Source organism: Actinomadura rugatobispora (genome assembly GCF_055379765.1).
The window spans coordinates 11,813,115-11,828,768 of sequence record NZ_AP029191.1; the positions used below are offsets into that span (position 1 = coordinate 11,813,115).

Sequence of the window (15,654 nt, forward strand, 5' to 3'; positions counted from 1 at the left end):
CCTAGAACGGGGCCATCACGAAGTCCTCCTTGCTCACGCCGCAGTCGGGGCAGGCCCAGTCATCGGGGATGTCGTCCCAGGACGTGCCCGGCGGGATCCCCTCGTCGGGCAGGCCCTCGTCCTCGTAGTAGACGAAGCCGCACACCAGGCACATCCACGCCTTGCCCTTCACCGCGCTCTGGGCCATGCCCGGCGCCGTCATCGGGCCGCCTCCGTCTCCGTGCCGGCGTGCTCGACGATGAAGGCGCCGACCGTCTCCCGCACCGCGGGGGCCATCAAGATCCCGAAGTGGCCCGGGCCGCCCGGCGCCGCCTCCAGCCGCACCTCGCGCAGCCCGGCGGCGACGGCCTCGGCCTCGCTGAACGGGACCACGTCGTCGCCCGGGTCGTGCACCGCCAGGACCGGCAGGTCGAGCCCGCCGCCGAGCCCGGTCACGTCCCAGTGCGAGACGGGCACGCCGTTGCGCCGCCGCAGCTCCCGGTAGATCCCCTCCACGACCGGCCGGCGCAGCCGCAGCTCCGAACGCGACCACCGCTCCAGCACGCCGGTCAGGGTGCAGGTCGGCGCGATCAGCACCATGCAGTCGACGGGCAGCCCGGGACGCTCGGCCACGGCTCCCGTCGCGGCGATGGAGCCGAGCGAGTGCGCCACCACCACCCGCACGTCGCCGAGCGTGTCCAGCACGGCTCCGGTGGCGCGGGTGAACTGCGTCATCGTGGCCTGCGACCCCTCCGACACCCCGTGCCCGGGGGCGTCGAACGCCGCGACGCGGTAGCCCAGGTCGCGCAGCGGGCCGACCAGGGCGTGCATGCTGCTGCTGTCCATGCCCCAGCCGTGGACGAGCAGGGCCACCGGCCCGTCCTCGTCCTCGCCCCACAGGTAGCCGCCCCGGACGTGCTCGTCGCCGTCGACCGCGAACCGGCGGGCCCCCAGCGGGACGACGTCGTCGGGGTGCAGCCCGAGGGCGCGGGTCGTGCTGAACGCGTCGGTCGCGCGCCGCCCGGCGATCCCGGGCGCCACCGCGCCGAGCGCCGCGTACCCGAGCCGCCGAACCGCCGGAGGCACCCGGATCATGCCGCTTCCCTGACGTTCTCCGGGCGCCCTTCCCGCTGCTCGGTCGCCGGTGCGACCGGCGTTCCGCCGAAGTCGGTGTAGAAGCCGGACTCGGTGTCGTAGAAGTGCAGCCGGCGGACGATGTGCCACAGCTGCCCGGCCTTGAGCTCCCGCTCGCGGATCATGCCGGGGTACGCCTTCTTCAGCGCCTCCTGCGCCTTGGGCAGGTTGTAGAACGGGACCGGCGGGGCCACGTGGTGGGCGGTGTGCACCGAGATGTTGTGCGTCAGGAACAGCAGCCACCGCGGGTACATGTAGTCGGTGGTCAGCAGCAGCCGGCCGGCGTTCTTGGTCCAGTGGTCCGAGGTCAGGTACGGCACGTCGCTGGAGCTGTGGTGCATCAGCGTGGTCGCGCTGAACCAGGCGTGCGTGGCCACCCACGGCGCCACGAAGTACAGCAGCAGCCCGCGGACCCCGGTGAAGTAGACCAGCGGCGGGAAGTAGACGGCGCCGGCCGCGAGCACGAACCAGATCGAGCGCCGCACGTCGCGGCGCATCTCCTTCCTCGGGAAGAAGGACGGCCGGAACCCCGACACCCGCCAGTAGTTGATCGTCCCGCCCCAGAACGCCCAGGTGCGGGTCCCCTGGTAGATCACCTTCTCCCGGAACGGCATCCGCCGGTACATGGCCGCCGGCATCGGCTTCCAGTCGGTGTCCAGTTCCAGGTTGTTGGTGTGCTGGTGGTGCAGGTTGTGCACGTGCCGCCAGGCGTGGAACGGATAGATGAGCGGCAGCAGCGACACGTGGCCGACGGCGAAGTTGAACCTCCGGGACCGGGAGAACGACCCGTGCCCGCAGTCGTGCGCGATGCAGTGCAGCCCCCAGCCGCCCAGGCCCGCCACCACCAGCAGCGGGCTGTAGAGCAGCCAGTGCGGGGCGAACGCCATCGCGACGATCGCGCCGATGTACAGCGCCCAGCTCACGGCGAAGCCCAGCAGCCCGCGGGCGACGCGGGGGACGAAGAACTCCCGGGGGATGGCCGCGGCCAGCCGCTCGTCCTTGATCTGCTCGGACTTGCGCAGGAAGTCGTCGAACCGCTTGCCGGGGGACGACGGAAAACTGTAGGCAGACATGATCGCCTGGGTCCTTCCGCGTTCAGGCTCGCTCGGCGAGGTGCAGTTCCTTGACCAGGTGGTCGCTCAGCGCGTCGATGCTCTGGTGCTCGTACAGCAGCCCGGGCGACAGCCGACGCTCGACGATCTTCTCCAGCGCGCCGGAGACCTGGACCGCGACCCGCGAGTCCAGCCCGTACGCCTCGAACCTCTTCCCGGTGTCGATGTCGGCGGGCGACGCGCCGATCCTGGCGGCCAGGTGCTCGATCAGCCACCGGCGGAGGGTGTCGGCGCTCAGCGGGCCGTCGAGTTCCTGGACGTTCTTCTTGCGCTTGAACATGGGGTCACTCCCGTCGTTGGGCCTGGTGGTCTGGGGCGGGCGGTCGAACGGTGCCGGTCACGCGGCCGGTCACGCGGCCGTGCGCGACCCCTCGGACCCGGCCGCGGCGCCGCGGTCCGGTTGCGCCGCCGCGGCGCGCGGCCCCCTCGTCCGGCGCTCGGCGATCGTCTTCGCGTCGGGCTGCCGCAGGTCCCAGACCACGCGGGTCCGGCCGAGGGCGGTCAGCAGCCAGCCGCTCAGGTCCGGCTCCCACCGGCGCACGGCGTGCCGGTACGAGCCGGGGAACGCGTGGTGGTTGTTCTGCAGGCCCTCGCCGAAGGTGAAGACGGCCACCGGCCAGTTGTTGGCGCTGCGGTCGCCGTTGTCGAACGGCCGGCCGCCGATCATGTGGCTGAGCGATCCGACGCACCAGGCCGCCTGGTTGGCCAGGAACATCCGGGCCAGGCCGCCGAACACGAAGCCGGTGAGCAGGGCCATCGGGGTCCGCTCCACCGCGAAGGCGATCAGCGCGGGCAGGACCAGCCCGGCGGCCATCCAGAGCTGGTAGGTCCGGTGGTAGAAGAACAGCCGACGGTCGCGCAGCACGTCCGGCGCCCAGAAGCTCCAGCTCGAGCTCTCGTCGCTGAGCATCCACGGCATGTGCGCGTACCAGAGGCCGCGCAGCCTGGCGACCGGCCCGTCCCCGGCCAGGTTGGGCGAGTGCGGGTCGCCCTCCCGGTCGCTGAACCGGTGGTGCCGGCGGTGCGTGGTGACCCAGTACATGATCGGCCCCTGGCCGCCCATCGACCCGGCGATCATGAGGGCGCCCTCGAAGAACCGGGAGGTCTTGAACGCCTTGTGCGCCAGGTAGCGGTGGAAGCCGACGGTGATGCCGGCCATGTGGACGAAGTACATCACCGCGAACAGCACCAGGTCGGTGGTGGTGTAGAGGCCCTGCCAGAGGAACCAGGCGGCCGCGGCCGTGCCCAGGCCGGGCAGGGTCATCATCGCGAACGCCGTGATCCATTTGGTCCGGGCGCTGGCCGGGTCGAGCTTGACGATCGCCGCCGCGGGGGGCGCGGTCGCTGCCGTGGACATGGAATTACCTCCCCCGGCCGCGTCGGCCGGCGTGCTTGGGGTAGCGAACGTCGGACACCAGGCCCGCCCGGTCGAGCAGGCCGATGAACGTCCCGGTGATGTCGAGCTGCCAGAACGTGTGGCGGTTGTGGGCGAGCGACGGCCTGGCGTGGTGGTTGTTGTGCCAGGCCCCGCCGACCGAGAGCGGTGCCATGGGCGCGACGTTGCGGCTGTTGTCCCGCGTCCGGTAGGGACGGTTCCCCAGGGTGTGGCCGATCGAGTTGACCCCCCAGGTGACCTGGTCGAGCAGGAAGATCCGGGCCAGTCCGCCCCACAGCAGCCCGCCGACGGCCCCGCCGAGGCTCCAGGTGAGCAGGCCGCCGAGCGCCGCGGGCACGGCGAGCCCGAGCAGCACCCACACGAAGTACAGCTCGTTGATCTTCATGACGGTGCGGTCGGCCAGCAGGTCGGGGACGTGCCGGCTCCAGTTCGCGCGCCGCACCGTGAACAGCCATCCGACGTGCCCGTGCCAGAGGCCGCGGACCCTGGCCAGCCGGCCGGTCCCGATCGGCCGCGGCGAGTGCGGGTCGCGGTCGGTGTCGGTGAACGCGTGGTGGATGCGGTGCGTGGCGACCCAGAACACGATCGGCCCCTGGGCGGCCATGCTCCCCGCCACCCCCCACAGGGCGGTGACGACGGGCCGCGCCGCGAACGCGCGGTGGGAGAAGAAGCGGTGCAGGCCGCCCTCGACGCCGATCGCGGTCAGCAGGTACATGCCGCCGAGCAGGACGCCGTCGACCAGCGTGAAGCCGTACACGAAGGAGTACAGCAGCGCGGCGGCGAACCCCGCCGCGGGGACGCAGACGGTGACGTAGGCCAGGCGGCGGGCCGAGGCGTCGCCGTCGGCGGCCGGCGCCGCGGGCGAGCCGGTCAGTTCGACGGTCATCCCTTCGCCTCCCCCGCCGCGGCCAGCGCGCCGGCCGCACCGGTCGTGCCGGTCCGCGAGCCGTCCCGGACCGGGGCCAGTTCCTTCAGCGAGCCCCGCTCGTACGCCTCCCGGGTCGCGTTGCGGCGCACCTTCCCGCTGGTGGTGGTGGGCACCGTCCCGGGCGGTCCGAGGTGGACGCGGGCCGGGCGCACGGCGTGGTCGGCCGTCACCGCGGCGACGACCGCCTCGCGCACCGCGGCCAGGTCCTCGGCGCTGCGCCGGCCCGCGCGGCGGAACTCGCCGACGACCACCAACTCCTCCCCGCGGCCCTCGGGCCGGACGGAGAACGCGGCCGCCTTGCGCAGCCCGTCGTGCGCGGCGAGCGCGGAGACCTCGATGTCCTGGGGGTAGAGGTTGCGTCCGGCGATGATGACGACGTCCTTGAGGCGGCCGGTGACGTACAACTCCCCGTCGAGCAGGAAGCCGGCGTCGCCGGTGCGCAGGTAGGCTCCGCCGTCCGCGTCTTCGTCCGTCTCGCCGTCGTCGCCGGAGGGGCGCGCCCCGAAGGTCGCGGCGGTCGCCTCGGGCTTGCCGAAGTAGCCCTCCGCGACGTTGGGCCCGCGGACCCAGATCTCCCCGACCCTGCCCTCCGGGAGGGGGCTCATGGTCTCGGGGTCGGTGACGAGGACCTCGTGGCCGTGGGCGACGGCGCCGCAGCTCACGACCTCGGTCGCCCCGCCGGCGCCCGGCGCGGTGACCTCCACGGTCCCCCGCTCCAGGGCCGGCTTGCCGACCCAGGCGGTCCGCACCGTCGTCCCGTCGGGCTTCCCGGACACGAAGAGGGTCGCCTCGGCCATCCCGTAGCAGGGGATGAGCGCCGACTCCCGGTAGCCGAAGGCGGCGAACCGCTCCCGGAACCGGTCCAGCGTGCTCCTGAGCACCGGCTCGGCGCCGCAGTAGAGCTGCCGCAGGGTGCTCAGGTCCAGGTCCGCGAGCTCGTCGTCGGCGATGGAGTCGACGCACATGTCGAACGCGAAGTTCGGGGCCACCGAGATGGTGACCTCGTGCTCGGTCACCGCCCGCAGCCAGCGCACCGGCTGCTGCACGAAATGCACCGGCGACATCATCACCAGCGGCCAGCCCCCGTGCAGGGCCAGCATGATCGTGCCCATCAGGCCCATGTCGTGGTAGGGCGGGAGCCAGGAAAGGCCCGTCCGGGCGGAATCGGCGCCCATGCTGTGATGCAGCGCCTCGCAGTTGCTGACCAGATTGTCGTGGGTCAGCACGATCCCTTTCGGATCCCCCGTGGAACCCGAGGTGTACTGCAGCAGCGCGGGCTCGGAATGGCGCACCGGAAATGCGCCGGGCCCGCTCTTCCCGCGGAAGAAGCCGTCGTCGACGAACAGCCACCGCACGGCGCGGGCCGCGGGGGGCAGCCGCCGCACGAGCTCGTCCGCCTCCGTCTCCAGCCATCCGGAGACGATCACGACGTCGGGCGAGCAGTCCGCGATGATCGAGAGGAACCGTTCGGTCGCACGCTTCCCGACCGGCGGGAACGACGGCACCGCGGTGGCGCCGGCCCCCAGGATGCCGAACAGCGCGGCCACGTAGTGCAGTCCGGGGTCCACCGCCAGCACCACCCGCCGCCCGCCGGTCCCCTCCAGCCCGGCGGCCACGATCCCGGCGTGCGCGGCCAGGTCGTGGTAGGTCCAGTCAATGCTCTGGTCACGTGTTCCGTCGGCCAGGAAACGGAACGCGAGCGCATCGCCCTGTTCCTGTGACCTGATCCGGAGAACGTCGGGCAACGGAATCTCGGAATAGTCCATCAGCCGTCCCTGCGAGCAGTTCAGCCGCCGTCAACAGCTCCGGACAATTCCACGGGTATCGGGCACGGTCAATGAAAAGCGGTGCGCCCCGGGCGAATCATGTGCGCGTGAACAGATGGGGCCCGCCGATTGTGCGGCGGCACACCCCCGGGCCGGGCCCGGAGGGGCGTGCCGCCGCGTTGCCGGGAGCCGGTGTCAGGTGCCGCGCAGGAGCCGGAGCTGGTGCGCGGAGCCCAGATGGGCGCCCGAGGGGTCCCAGGCGTCGACGGTCTCCTCGTTCCAGCCGCTCGCGCCGGCGCTGCGCGTACGGGCGCGCAGCAGCACCCAGGGCGAGCTCGCCGCCGCCAGGCCGTCGCCGGGACGCACGGTCAGCTCGACGGTCGGGATGAGGCGCAGGCCGGTCAGCATAGCGGCGTAGGCGGGGGCGAGGGCGTCCATGAGAAGGATGAGGCGGTGGACGTCCGGCGGGTCGTCGTCCTCCAGGAGCCGGACCCAGGCGGTCAGCTCGGGCTCGGCGCCGCCCGCGTAGGGGCGGTTCGGCCCGACCGGGCGGATCTGCCAGAACTGCGAGATGGGCACGAACTCCGGCGGGATCTGGAAGATCTCGCACTCCGGCGGGGGCGGCGCGGCGGGCGGCGGCGGGGCCAGGACCGGACCGTCCACCGGACGGGGCTCGGCGAAGATCGCCGACGCGTCGACCTGCGGCCCCTCCCCCGCGGCCGCACCGCCCGCGCCGCGGTCGCCGGCGATCGCCTCGGCCGCGAGCGTCGTGACGCGCCCCGGGCGCAGCACCCGGGTGACGATCGAGAACTCGCCGGTGAGCGCGCGGTGCAGCCGCGCGGAGGCGCTGCGCAGCACGAGCCCGGGGGCGTGCCGCTGCATCGCCGAGGTCAGCAGCGCCAGGGCCAGGCCGCCGTGCAGGCCGCCGAAGCCGCGCAGCGTCTCGTCGGGGACGATCGGACCGTCGTCCGGTGCCCGGAGCAGCACTCCGGGCGGCATGGGCGCGGCGGTCGTCATGGACGCACCGCCCGCAGAGTAGGTTGGATCATCCAACTCACTGTACGGGCAGGCGCGCCCGCGTTCCAGAGGCGGCCCCGGCTACCCGACGCGGCGCACGACGCGGCCCAGGTCGTCCGGGCCCCCGAAATGCCGGAACGCCTCCAGCGCCAGGCCGAGGTCGATCACGGCCCGGGGCGAGGACAGCGACCGCCCGGTGAGCTCCTCGATCCGGCGGAGCCGGTTCAGGACGGTGTTGCGGTGGCAGTGGAGATCGGCGGCGACCTTGGCCACCAGCCCGTCGGCGACCAGCCACGCCTCCAGGGTCTCCAGCAGCAGGTCCCGGCGGCCCGCCTCCAGGGCGAGCACCGGGGCGAGCACCTGGACCTGCAACTCGCGGGCGAGGGCGGGATCGGCGCTCAGCATCGCCACCGGCAGCCGCTCCTCCAGGAACGCCAGCCCCGCGCCGTGGAGGGTGCGCGCCGCCACCTCCGCCTGCGTGCGGGCGCGTCCCAGCGAGGCCAGCCCGGTCGCCGCCGCGCTGATCCCGGTGCGGAAGTCCCCGCCGGACAGCGCGCCGCCCAGGCCGGTGGGTTCCCCCTCGCCCAGCACCGCCACGCCGACCGCCCGCTCCCCGTGCATCCGCCAGATCACCCTCATCCCGTCGGCGAAGGGGACCAGGTCCTCCATCCGCGCCGGCGGGCCGCCCGGCGCGGGCTGCCGGACGATCACCGCGTAGCGCCCCCGCTCCGGGAGGGCGAACGCGCGGGCGACCGTGGCCGCGCTGGACTCGTCGACATCGCCGTTCAGCAGCGTGTCCAGCAGGAAGCCCGCCCAGCGCCGGTCGGTGACGTCCTGCTGCGCGCTGCGCAGCGCGTCGACCGCGATGACCGAGTGCTCGTCGGCGATCCGCCACACGCTCTCGACCAGAGAGACCGACTTCTGGGGATGCAGCCCCTCCTCGAACGCCCACTGCATGCAGGCGGTCGACAGCACCCTCCCGCCGTCGTGGTAGGCCCGGAGCAGGGCGCGCTGCGGCACCCCCTGGCGGGCCCTCCTCGACCCGGTCCGCCGGGGCATGTCGAAGGTCTCGGAGATCTCGGCGGGAGGCATCGGCAGGGCGTCCAGGGCCCGGTGGATCGACTGCGCGATCCACTGCGGCGGCTCCTGGGGCGGTATCGCGCCGCTGCGGTAGGCGTTCTCGCTCCTGCGCAGCGACACCAGGACCTGCTCGGCCAGATCCGGCACGTGGCGCCGCATCGCGCGCTGACATCGGTACAGGAATCGACGGATCTCCGGATCGCCCGGATCGGATGCGCCTCGATCGGCCGGCGGCCCAGGGCGTGCACGGTCGGTCATCGCCTTCCTCTCATTCGGAGAGCGTTCCAAGGCCTGAATTCACACTGCCGAATTCGCGGGAAATCGGCTTGTGCGCAGATCACACCGGTCGAACCGAGAAAAGGCCGAATCGGCCTACGGGGGACCACCGTAAACAGGCGCAACACCGTTGAAACAGCATGGAAACAGATCACGTCCATGCCATGCGGAAGGGCGCCCACCAAAGGACGGCGCGAGCGTCATCGGTCGCCGCCGCTCAATATCGCGTTCGGAACAATGGGCGTTCCTGATCACGTACCGTGACCCGAGAATCACCATCCGAGCCCCCCACGCAACTTGATTGAACGAACTCAAGGTACCACGCGCCCCGCCACCCCAAACAGGCATTTTCGCGCCCCGGTCCAGCCCATTCGACAGCCCGCCACGGGCCTTCAACACAGCTCTCTGACCTGCAAATTCTCACGCCCATCCGGGCCCTGTCCACTGTTGTTGCAGATCACATCGGGACCGTTCCAATTGATCACTCCGGAACAACGCAAGAACATCGGCGGCCACCCATGACCGGCCACCTCCGGCCTCTTGACATCCACCGTCGCGGCTGAGACCGTCAAAAGTTAAGGCGCGACGCCTTCGCATCCCGGAACCCCATTCACGAGGCCTTCGCCCGTTGTTCGGGACAGCAAATCATCGGCCTTTCGACGACCCAGGCCCGGGAGCGCGTCCCCGCCGCCGAGAATCCGCGCCGGTCACGGGAAGTCCTCGACAAAAATCGCCGGCGATCACTGGCAGTCGGTGCCGGACTCCGCCGGGCGCAGATCAGGAAGGCGGGGCGGGCCCCCGCACCGGGAGGACCCGCCGCCCGCGGCGCACGATCAGCGGGCACGCCACCGACACACACGTCGGTTGATCGAAGACGAAGGGCCGCCACCGGTGGCAGCGGCGCGGCGGCCGCGCGGCGCGCTCCTACTCGGCGTCTGGGGCGTCTGCGGCGTCGCCCTCCGCAGCGCCCAGCCCCGTCCACAGCAGCCGCATCGCACCCTCGACCAGCATCTCCTGGGGCATCTCGGGATGACGCTCCCACCACTGCGCCACCCCGTCCAGACCGGTGATGATGAGTTCCACCATCGCCTCGGCGATCGGCTCCCGCGCCTCGACGCCGACCGTGCGGATGTCGCCGGCCAGCAGCGCCACCACCGCCCGGGTGCGCGACTCGCGGATGCCCTGCCGGACGGTGCGGATCTCGGGATCGTCCTCGTCGGTCCGGTCGAACAGCAGCCTGCGCGCGGAGGGCCGGCTGCGCGCGAAGCTGAAATAGGCGTCGATCGTGGACCGCATCCGCTCCCGGGCGGCCCCGGAGCCGGTGATGCGGGCCCCGATGTACTCCACCAGCGCGGCGTTCTGCTCCTGCATGACCGCCAGCAGCAGGACGCGCTTGGACGGGAAGTGGTCGTACAGCACCGTCCGCGCCACGCCGGCCTCCGCGGCGATCTCGCCCAGCGAGGTCGCGTGGTAGCCCTTGCTCGCGAAGATCTCGAGCGCGGCCGCGGTGATGAGCGCCCTGCGGGCCGGCCCGCGCATCCTCGGCTTCGGCGCGGTTTCCGCCACCGTCCCGTCTCCCTCCTCCGTCGGGTCACCCTAACCGACATATGCGTCGGTAAAGGCCGGGCGTCCGGAGGATCACCGCTCGGCCGGCGTCCGCATCCCGCGCCCAAGAGAGCCTCGCACGGGCGCGCGAACCTGTCGATCGCCGCCGAAGGCCGGTCCGGCTTCCGGCGCCGCGGGTCAGCCGGGCCGGACCGACAGGGCGTGATGGAAGACGTCGAGCGGGTCCCATCGGCGCTTGGCCTGCTGGAGGCGGGCGTATCCGGTCTTGTGGTACAGCGCGTGCCAGGGCGTGCCCGAGGTGTTCAGGCGCGGGTCGGCCAGGTCGGCGTCGGGATAGTTGATGAACGCGCCGTCGTCGGCCTCGCCCGCCGGTACGCCGCCGGCGGCGGAGTAGAGCTCGCCGTAGAACCCGCGCATCCAGGCCAGGCTGCGCGCGTCCTCGGCCGGGTCGACCCAGCCGACGAGGAAGCCGACGAGGAAGATCGAGTCCCGGTGCGCCATGGCGGTCGCGTCCTGGGCGACCGCGTTGACGCGCCCGCCGTAGGTGTTGAGGAACATGTGCGCGAAGGCGGGAGCGCCCTCGGCGGACAGGTGGCGGTGGACGATCGCCATCTGCGCGTCGGTGAACCGGCGGCGCCTGAAGGCCGACTTCATCTTGAGGCGGCGCTCGAACGGGCCCTGGTTCCCGGCGGCCTCCTGCGTGGCGGCCGCCAGCCACGGCAGGGTGGACGACCGGCGCTCGGGCCGTGCGCCGTGCCCTCGGGAGAGCGCGTCCACGAGGCCGTCCAGCAGGCGTTCGGCTCCGCCGCCGGCGGCCACCTGGCCTGCGAGGCCGATGCTCCCGGCGGGCTTGGTCTGCAGCGCGAACTCCCCGTAGAGCGGGGCCGCGGCGGTGCCGGGCGCCGAGTTGCGCTCGCCCCATTCCCCCCAGTTGCGCATCAGCCGGACGAAGGTGTCCCGGTCGAGCTGCTCCCACGGCCAGTCCACGGAGTACTTCAGCACGGTCGAGGGCGGGCGGGGCAGCAGCCGGGCGGGGTCGGAGCCGCGCGCGTCCGGGGACCGGAACCAGTACCGGGTGACGATGCCGAAGGTGCCGCCTCCGCCCCCGGTGTGCGCCCACCACAGGTCCCGGTTCGGGTCGGCGGGCTCACGCGTGGCGACCACGCTCGCGACCTTGCCCGACCGTCCGACCACGACGACCTCGACCGCGTACAGGTGGTCGACGGTGAGGCCGTGCAGGCGGCACAGCGCGCCGTAGCCGCCACCGCAGACGTGGCCGCCCGCCCCCACGGAGGGGCAGGTGCCGCCCGGCACGGTCACGCCCCATCCCAGGTACAGCCGCCGGTACACCTCGCCGAGGGTGGCGCCCGCCTCGACCATGAACGCCCTGCGGTGGCGGTCGTAGCCGACCGCCGCCATCGCGGACATGTCGACGATCATGCGTGCCGAGGGGTGGTCCACGAAGCCCTCGAAGCAGTGGCCGCCGCTGCGGACGGTGACGCGCCGCCCGTCCCGGACCGCGTCCTGGACCGCGCGCACCACGGCCTCGGTGGAGGCGACCACCCGGATCTGCTCGGGCTTGGAGGCGAACCGCTTGTTGTAGCCCCGCAGCACCAGCGACCGGTAGCGGGGATCATCGGGGCCGACGGTGACGCTGCCGAAGCCGGCGCCCCGCACCGCTTCCGCCGCCTGGGACGGTGTGGGCCAGGACGCCGCCGCGCCCGCCACGGGTACGGTCACGGCGGCCACGGCACCGCCGCGCAGGACAGTTCTACGGGAGCGTTCGACCACGACGGTCTCCACGGATAGTCGGGTGGGGGCGGCCTGGCATGGTCGGGCCGGAGGCCGTCCTCTCCAGCCCGGCCCACGTCCGTTCGCCGGGGCCCTCAATCTAGGAACGCGCAGGATCCGGGGCCATCGGGCCAACCCCCTTCAAACAAGGGGGGCAGCCGTCTGGCCACGGGGGTTCCCGCCCCCTGGCGAGGTGTGGCGGGAGCCACACCCCGACCGTCGTTTTGCATGATCATGCATAGGTGTGCATATACTTCTACTCATGTCCAAGGTGCTCACCTCCCTGCCTGTCGGTGAACGTGTCGGGATCGCCTTCTCCGGTGGTCTCGACACCTCGGTCGCGGTCGCGTGGATGCGCGAGAAGGGTGCCGTGCCGTGCACCTATACCGCCGACATCGGCCAGTACGACGAGCCCGACATCGCCTCCGTGCCCGGCCGCGCCACGGCGTACGGCGCGGAGATCGCCCGGCTGGTCGACTGCCGGGCCGCCCTCGTGGAGGAGGGGCTCGCGGCCCTGGCCTGCGGAGCGTTCCACATCCGGTCGGGCGGCCGCGCCTACTTCAACACCACGCCGCTCGGGCGCGCGGTCACCGGCACCCTGCTGGTCCGCGCGATGCTCGAGGACGACGTGCAGATCTGGGGCGACGGCTCCACCTTCAAGGGCAACGACATCGAGCGGTTCTACCGGTACGGCCTGCTCGCCAACCCGTCCCTGCGGATCTACAAGCCGTGGCTGGACGCCGACTTCGTCAGCGAGCTCGGCGGCCGCACCGAGATGTCCGAGTGGCTGCTCGCCCGCGATCTGCCCTACCGGGACAGCACCGAGAAGGCCTACTCCACCGACGCGAACATCTGGGGCGCCACCCACGAGGCCAAGGCGCTGGAGCACCTCGACGCGGGCATCGAGATCGTCGACCCGATCATGGGCGCCCGGTTCTGGGACCCCGCCGTCGAGATCCACGCCGAGGACGTGACGATCGGCTTCGAGCAGGGCCGGCCGGTGACGATCAACGGCAAGGAGTTCGCCTCCGCCGTCGACCTGGTCCTGGAGGCCAACGCCGTCGGCGGGCGGCACGGCCTGGGCATGTCCGACCAGATCGAGAACCGCATCATCGAGGCCAAGAGCCGGGGCATCTACGAGGCGCCGGGCATGGCGCTGCTGCACGCGGCCTACGAGCGGCTGGTCAACGCGATCCACAACGAGGACACCCTCGCGGCGTACCACAACGAGGGGCGGCGGCTGGGCAGGCTGCTCTACGAGGGCCGCTGGCTGGACCCGCAGGCCCTGATGCTGCGCGAGTCGCTCCAGCGCTGGGTCGCCGCGGCCGTCACCGGCGAGGTCACCCTGCGGCTGCGGCGCGGCGAGGACTACTCCGTCCTGGACACGACCGGGCCCGCGTTCAGCTACCACCCGGACAAGCTGTCCATGGAGCGGACCGAGGACTCGGCGTTCGGGCCGGTCGACCGCATCGGCCAGCTGACCATGCGCAACCTCGACATCGCCGACTCGCGCGCCAAGCTGGAGCAGTACGCCGGGCTCGGCCTGGTCGGCAGCGCGCAGCCGCCTCTGGTCGGTGCCGCGCAGGCGGCCTCGACCGGGCTGATCGGCGCGATGCCGAAGGGCGGCGCCGAGGCGATCGCGTCCCGCGGGGAGGCCCCCGGGGGCGACGACGAGCTGCTCGACCACGCGGCGATCGAGTCCGGCACCGACTGACGGCCCGGCCGGCGCCGCCTACAGGGCGGCGTCGATCGCGGCGCTCAGGCCGGCGACGTCGTGGGGGCCCTCGTGGCGCTTCCCGTTGACGAAGAACGTGGGGGTGCCGCCGACCCCGCCGCGTTCGCCCCCGTCCCGGTCGGCGTTGACGCGGGCGCGGTGGCGGTCGAGGTCGGCCCAGGCGTTCACGCCGAGGCGCTCGGCGTAGGCCGTCAGGTCCACGTCGGTGAGGGCCAGCTGGTTGGCGAAGAGCACGTCGTGCATCTCCCAGAAGAGCCCCTGGTCGGCGGCGGCCTCCGCGACGATCGCCGCCGAGACCGCGTGCGGGTGGACCTCGCGCAGCGGGAAGTGGCGGAACACGAACCGCAGGCCGTCGCCGTACCGCTCCCGGACCCGCCTGATCGCCTCCTCGGCGCGCCCGCAGTACGGGCACTCGAAGTCGCCGTACTCGATCAGCGTGACCGGGGCGTCGGCGGGCCCCAGCACGTGGTCGCGCGCGGTGACCGGCGGCGGCGGGACGAGCTCGGCCTCGGGGACCGCGACCGCGCCCGGCGGGGCGCAGACGGCGCCGCGGTCCCAGGCCGCCCGGAAGATCGCCCAGCCGCACACCGCGGCCAGCAGCGACCCCGCGATAATGCCGATCTTGGCCTGGGTCTGCAGCGCGGCGTCGCCGGAGAACGCCAGGTCGGTGATGAACAGCGAGACGGTGAAGCCGATGCCCGACACCGCGGCGCCGCCGAGCACCTGCCCCCACACCAGGCCGCCGGGCAGGTCCCCCAGGTTCAGCCGCAGCGGGATCCAGGTGCCCAGCGCGATCCCGGCGAACTTGCCCAGCACCAGGCCGGCGATGATGCCGTGGGTCACCGGTGAGCCGGCCGCGGCCCGCAGGTTCTCGGCGTTCAGCACCACCCCGGCGTTGGCCAGCGCGAAGATCGGGACGATCACGTGGCTGGTCCAGGGGTGCAGCCGCAGCTGGAGCCGCTCGTTGATCGACACCGTCCGCTGGACCGTGCGGGTGGCCTGGCGCTCCAGCTCGGCGCTGGGCGCGCGCGACAGCGCCTGAACGATCTCCCCAGCCTCCAGCAGCCTGGTCTCGCTCGGCCCGTACACCGCCACCAGGATGCCCAGCAGCACCCCGGCCAGCGTCGGGTGCACGCCGCTCTCCAGCATCGCCGCCCAGACCCCGGCGCCGAGCACCGCGTACACGGACGCGCGCCAGATCCGCAGCCGCCGCAGCAGCATGATCAGCGCGATCAGCGCCAGGGCGGCCAGCAGCGCGGGCACCGACAGGCCGGCGGTGTAGAAGACCGCGACCACCAGGATCGCGACGACGTCGTCGACGACCGAGAGCGTCAGCAGGAACACCCGGAGCTGTTCGGGGCAGCGGGTGCCGAGCACCGCCAGCAGCCCCAGCACGAACGCGGTGTCGCTGGCCATCGGGATGCCCCAGCCGCCCGCGCCGGGGCCGCCCGCGTTCACCGCCGTGTAGACCAGCGCGGGCACGAGCATGCCGCCGAGCGCCGCCACGATCGGCACCGCGACCAGCCGCCGGTCGCGCAGCCGGCCGACCTTCAGCTCCCGGCTGATCTCCAGGCCGATGACGAAGAAGAACAGCGCCATCAGCCCGTCGTTGACCCACTCCCGCAGGTCCAGCGAGAAGCCGTGGTCGCCGAGCCACACCGCCAGCTGGGTGTGCCAGAAGGTCTCGTAGGAGTTCCCGAACGGCAGGTTCGCCCACACCAGCCCGGTCACCGTGGCCGCCAGCAGCACACTGGTGCTGCCGGTCTCGGTCCTGAGGAACGAGCGCAGTCCTTCCGGCAGCCCTCGCGCGGCAACGGATCTCTCGGTCACACACCGGATGGTGTCAGATACACCGCGTGGTCACCCGCAGGCCG

General features: G+C 72.6%; 13 protein-coding genes. 1 reads left to right on the plus strand and 12 read right to left on the minus strand.

The window, feature by feature from the left end; genetic code table 11:
* Position 1: 1 nt before the first annotated feature.
* From ACZ466_RS53020 to ACZ466_RS53070, 11 genes are all read right to left on the minus strand, one after another.
* Positions 2–202, minus strand: a complete 201-nt coding sequence (locus ACZ466_RS53020) for a rubredoxin (protein ID WP_378284748.1) — start codon at positions 200–202, stop codon at positions 2–4.
* Complete coding sequence (locus ACZ466_RS53025; RefSeq protein WP_378284747.1) at positions 199–1,074, minus strand: alpha/beta fold hydrolase; 876 nt, start codon at positions 1,072–1,074, stop codon at positions 199–201. Before ACZ466_RS53025 ends, ACZ466_RS53020 begins: the two co-directional genes overlap by 4 nt.
* Positions 1,071–2,186, minus strand: coding sequence for a fatty acid desaturase (locus tag ACZ466_RS53030; RefSeq protein WP_378284746.1), 1,116 nt, complete (start codon positions 2,184–2,186; stop codon positions 1,071–1,073). The genes ACZ466_RS53025 and ACZ466_RS53030 overlap by 4 nt, the downstream gene beginning before the upstream one ends.
* Positions 2,187–2,208: 22 nt before the next feature.
* The gene (locus ACZ466_RS53035) at positions 2,209–2,505 is read right to left on the minus strand and encodes an acyl carrier protein (RefSeq protein ID WP_378284745.1); all 297 of its coding nucleotides are present in this window, start codon (positions 2,503–2,505) and stop codon (positions 2,209–2,211) included.
* A 69-nt stretch (positions 2,506–2,574) separates the two neighbouring features.
* Positions 2,575–3,582, minus strand: a complete 1,008-nt coding sequence (locus ACZ466_RS53040; protein ID WP_378284744.1) for an acyl-CoA desaturase — start codon at positions 3,580–3,582, stop codon at positions 2,575–2,577.
* A 4-nt stretch (positions 3,583–3,586) separates the two neighbouring features.
* Entirely contained in the window at positions 3,587–4,507 is a 921-nt protein-coding gene (locus ACZ466_RS53045; RefSeq protein WP_378284743.1) for an acyl-CoA desaturase, read from the minus strand.
* Positions 4,504–6,315 (minus strand): fatty acyl-AMP ligase, encoded by a 1,812-nt coding sequence (locus ACZ466_RS53050; protein WP_378284741.1) that lies wholly within the window; start codon positions 6,313–6,315, stop codon positions 4,504–4,506. Before ACZ466_RS53050 ends, ACZ466_RS53045 begins: the two co-directional genes overlap by 4 nt.
* Positions 6,316–6,510: 195 nt before the next feature.
* Positions 6,511–7,332 carry an acyl-CoA thioesterase domain-containing protein gene (locus tag ACZ466_RS53055; RefSeq protein ID WP_378284739.1) on the minus strand — a complete coding sequence of 274 codons (822 nt, stop codon included), beginning with the start codon at positions 7,330–7,332 and terminating at the stop codon, positions 6,511–6,513.
* Positions 7,333–7,413: 81 nt separating this feature from the next.
* Positions 7,414–8,571 carry a PucR family transcriptional regulator gene (locus ACZ466_RS53060; protein WP_378284738.1) on the minus strand — a complete coding sequence of 386 codons (1,158 nt, stop codon included), beginning with the start codon at positions 8,569–8,571 and terminating at the stop codon, positions 7,414–7,416.
* 1,041 nt (positions 8,572–9,612) lie between these two features.
* Positions 9,613–10,254: a TetR/AcrR family transcriptional regulator gene (locus ACZ466_RS53065; protein WP_378284737.1), complete on the minus strand. Its 642-nt coding sequence runs from the start codon at positions 10,252–10,254 to the stop codon at positions 9,613–9,615.
* 177 nt (positions 10,255–10,431) lie between these two features.
* Positions 10,432–11,994, minus strand: coding sequence for an FAD-binding oxidoreductase (locus tag ACZ466_RS53070; protein WP_378284736.1), 1,563 nt, complete (start codon positions 11,992–11,994; stop codon positions 10,432–10,434).
* 313 nt (positions 11,995–12,307) lie between these two features.
* Here ACZ466_RS53070 and argG point away from each other — a divergent pair, with 313 nt between their 5' ends.
* A complete protein-coding gene (argG, locus tag ACZ466_RS53075; RefSeq protein ID WP_378284734.1) occupies positions 12,308–13,759 on the plus strand; it encodes an argininosuccinate synthase in 1,452 nt (483 codons plus the stop codon).
* Positions 13,760–13,777: 18 nt separating this feature from the next.
* On the opposite strand, the gene nhaA is transcribed toward argG, so the two are convergent.
* Complete coding sequence (gene nhaA / locus ACZ466_RS53080) at positions 13,778–15,610, minus strand: Na+/H+ antiporter NhaA (protein WP_378284733.1); 1,833 nt, start codon at positions 15,608–15,610, stop codon at positions 13,778–13,780.
* Positions 15,611–15,654: the final 44 nt, after the last annotated feature.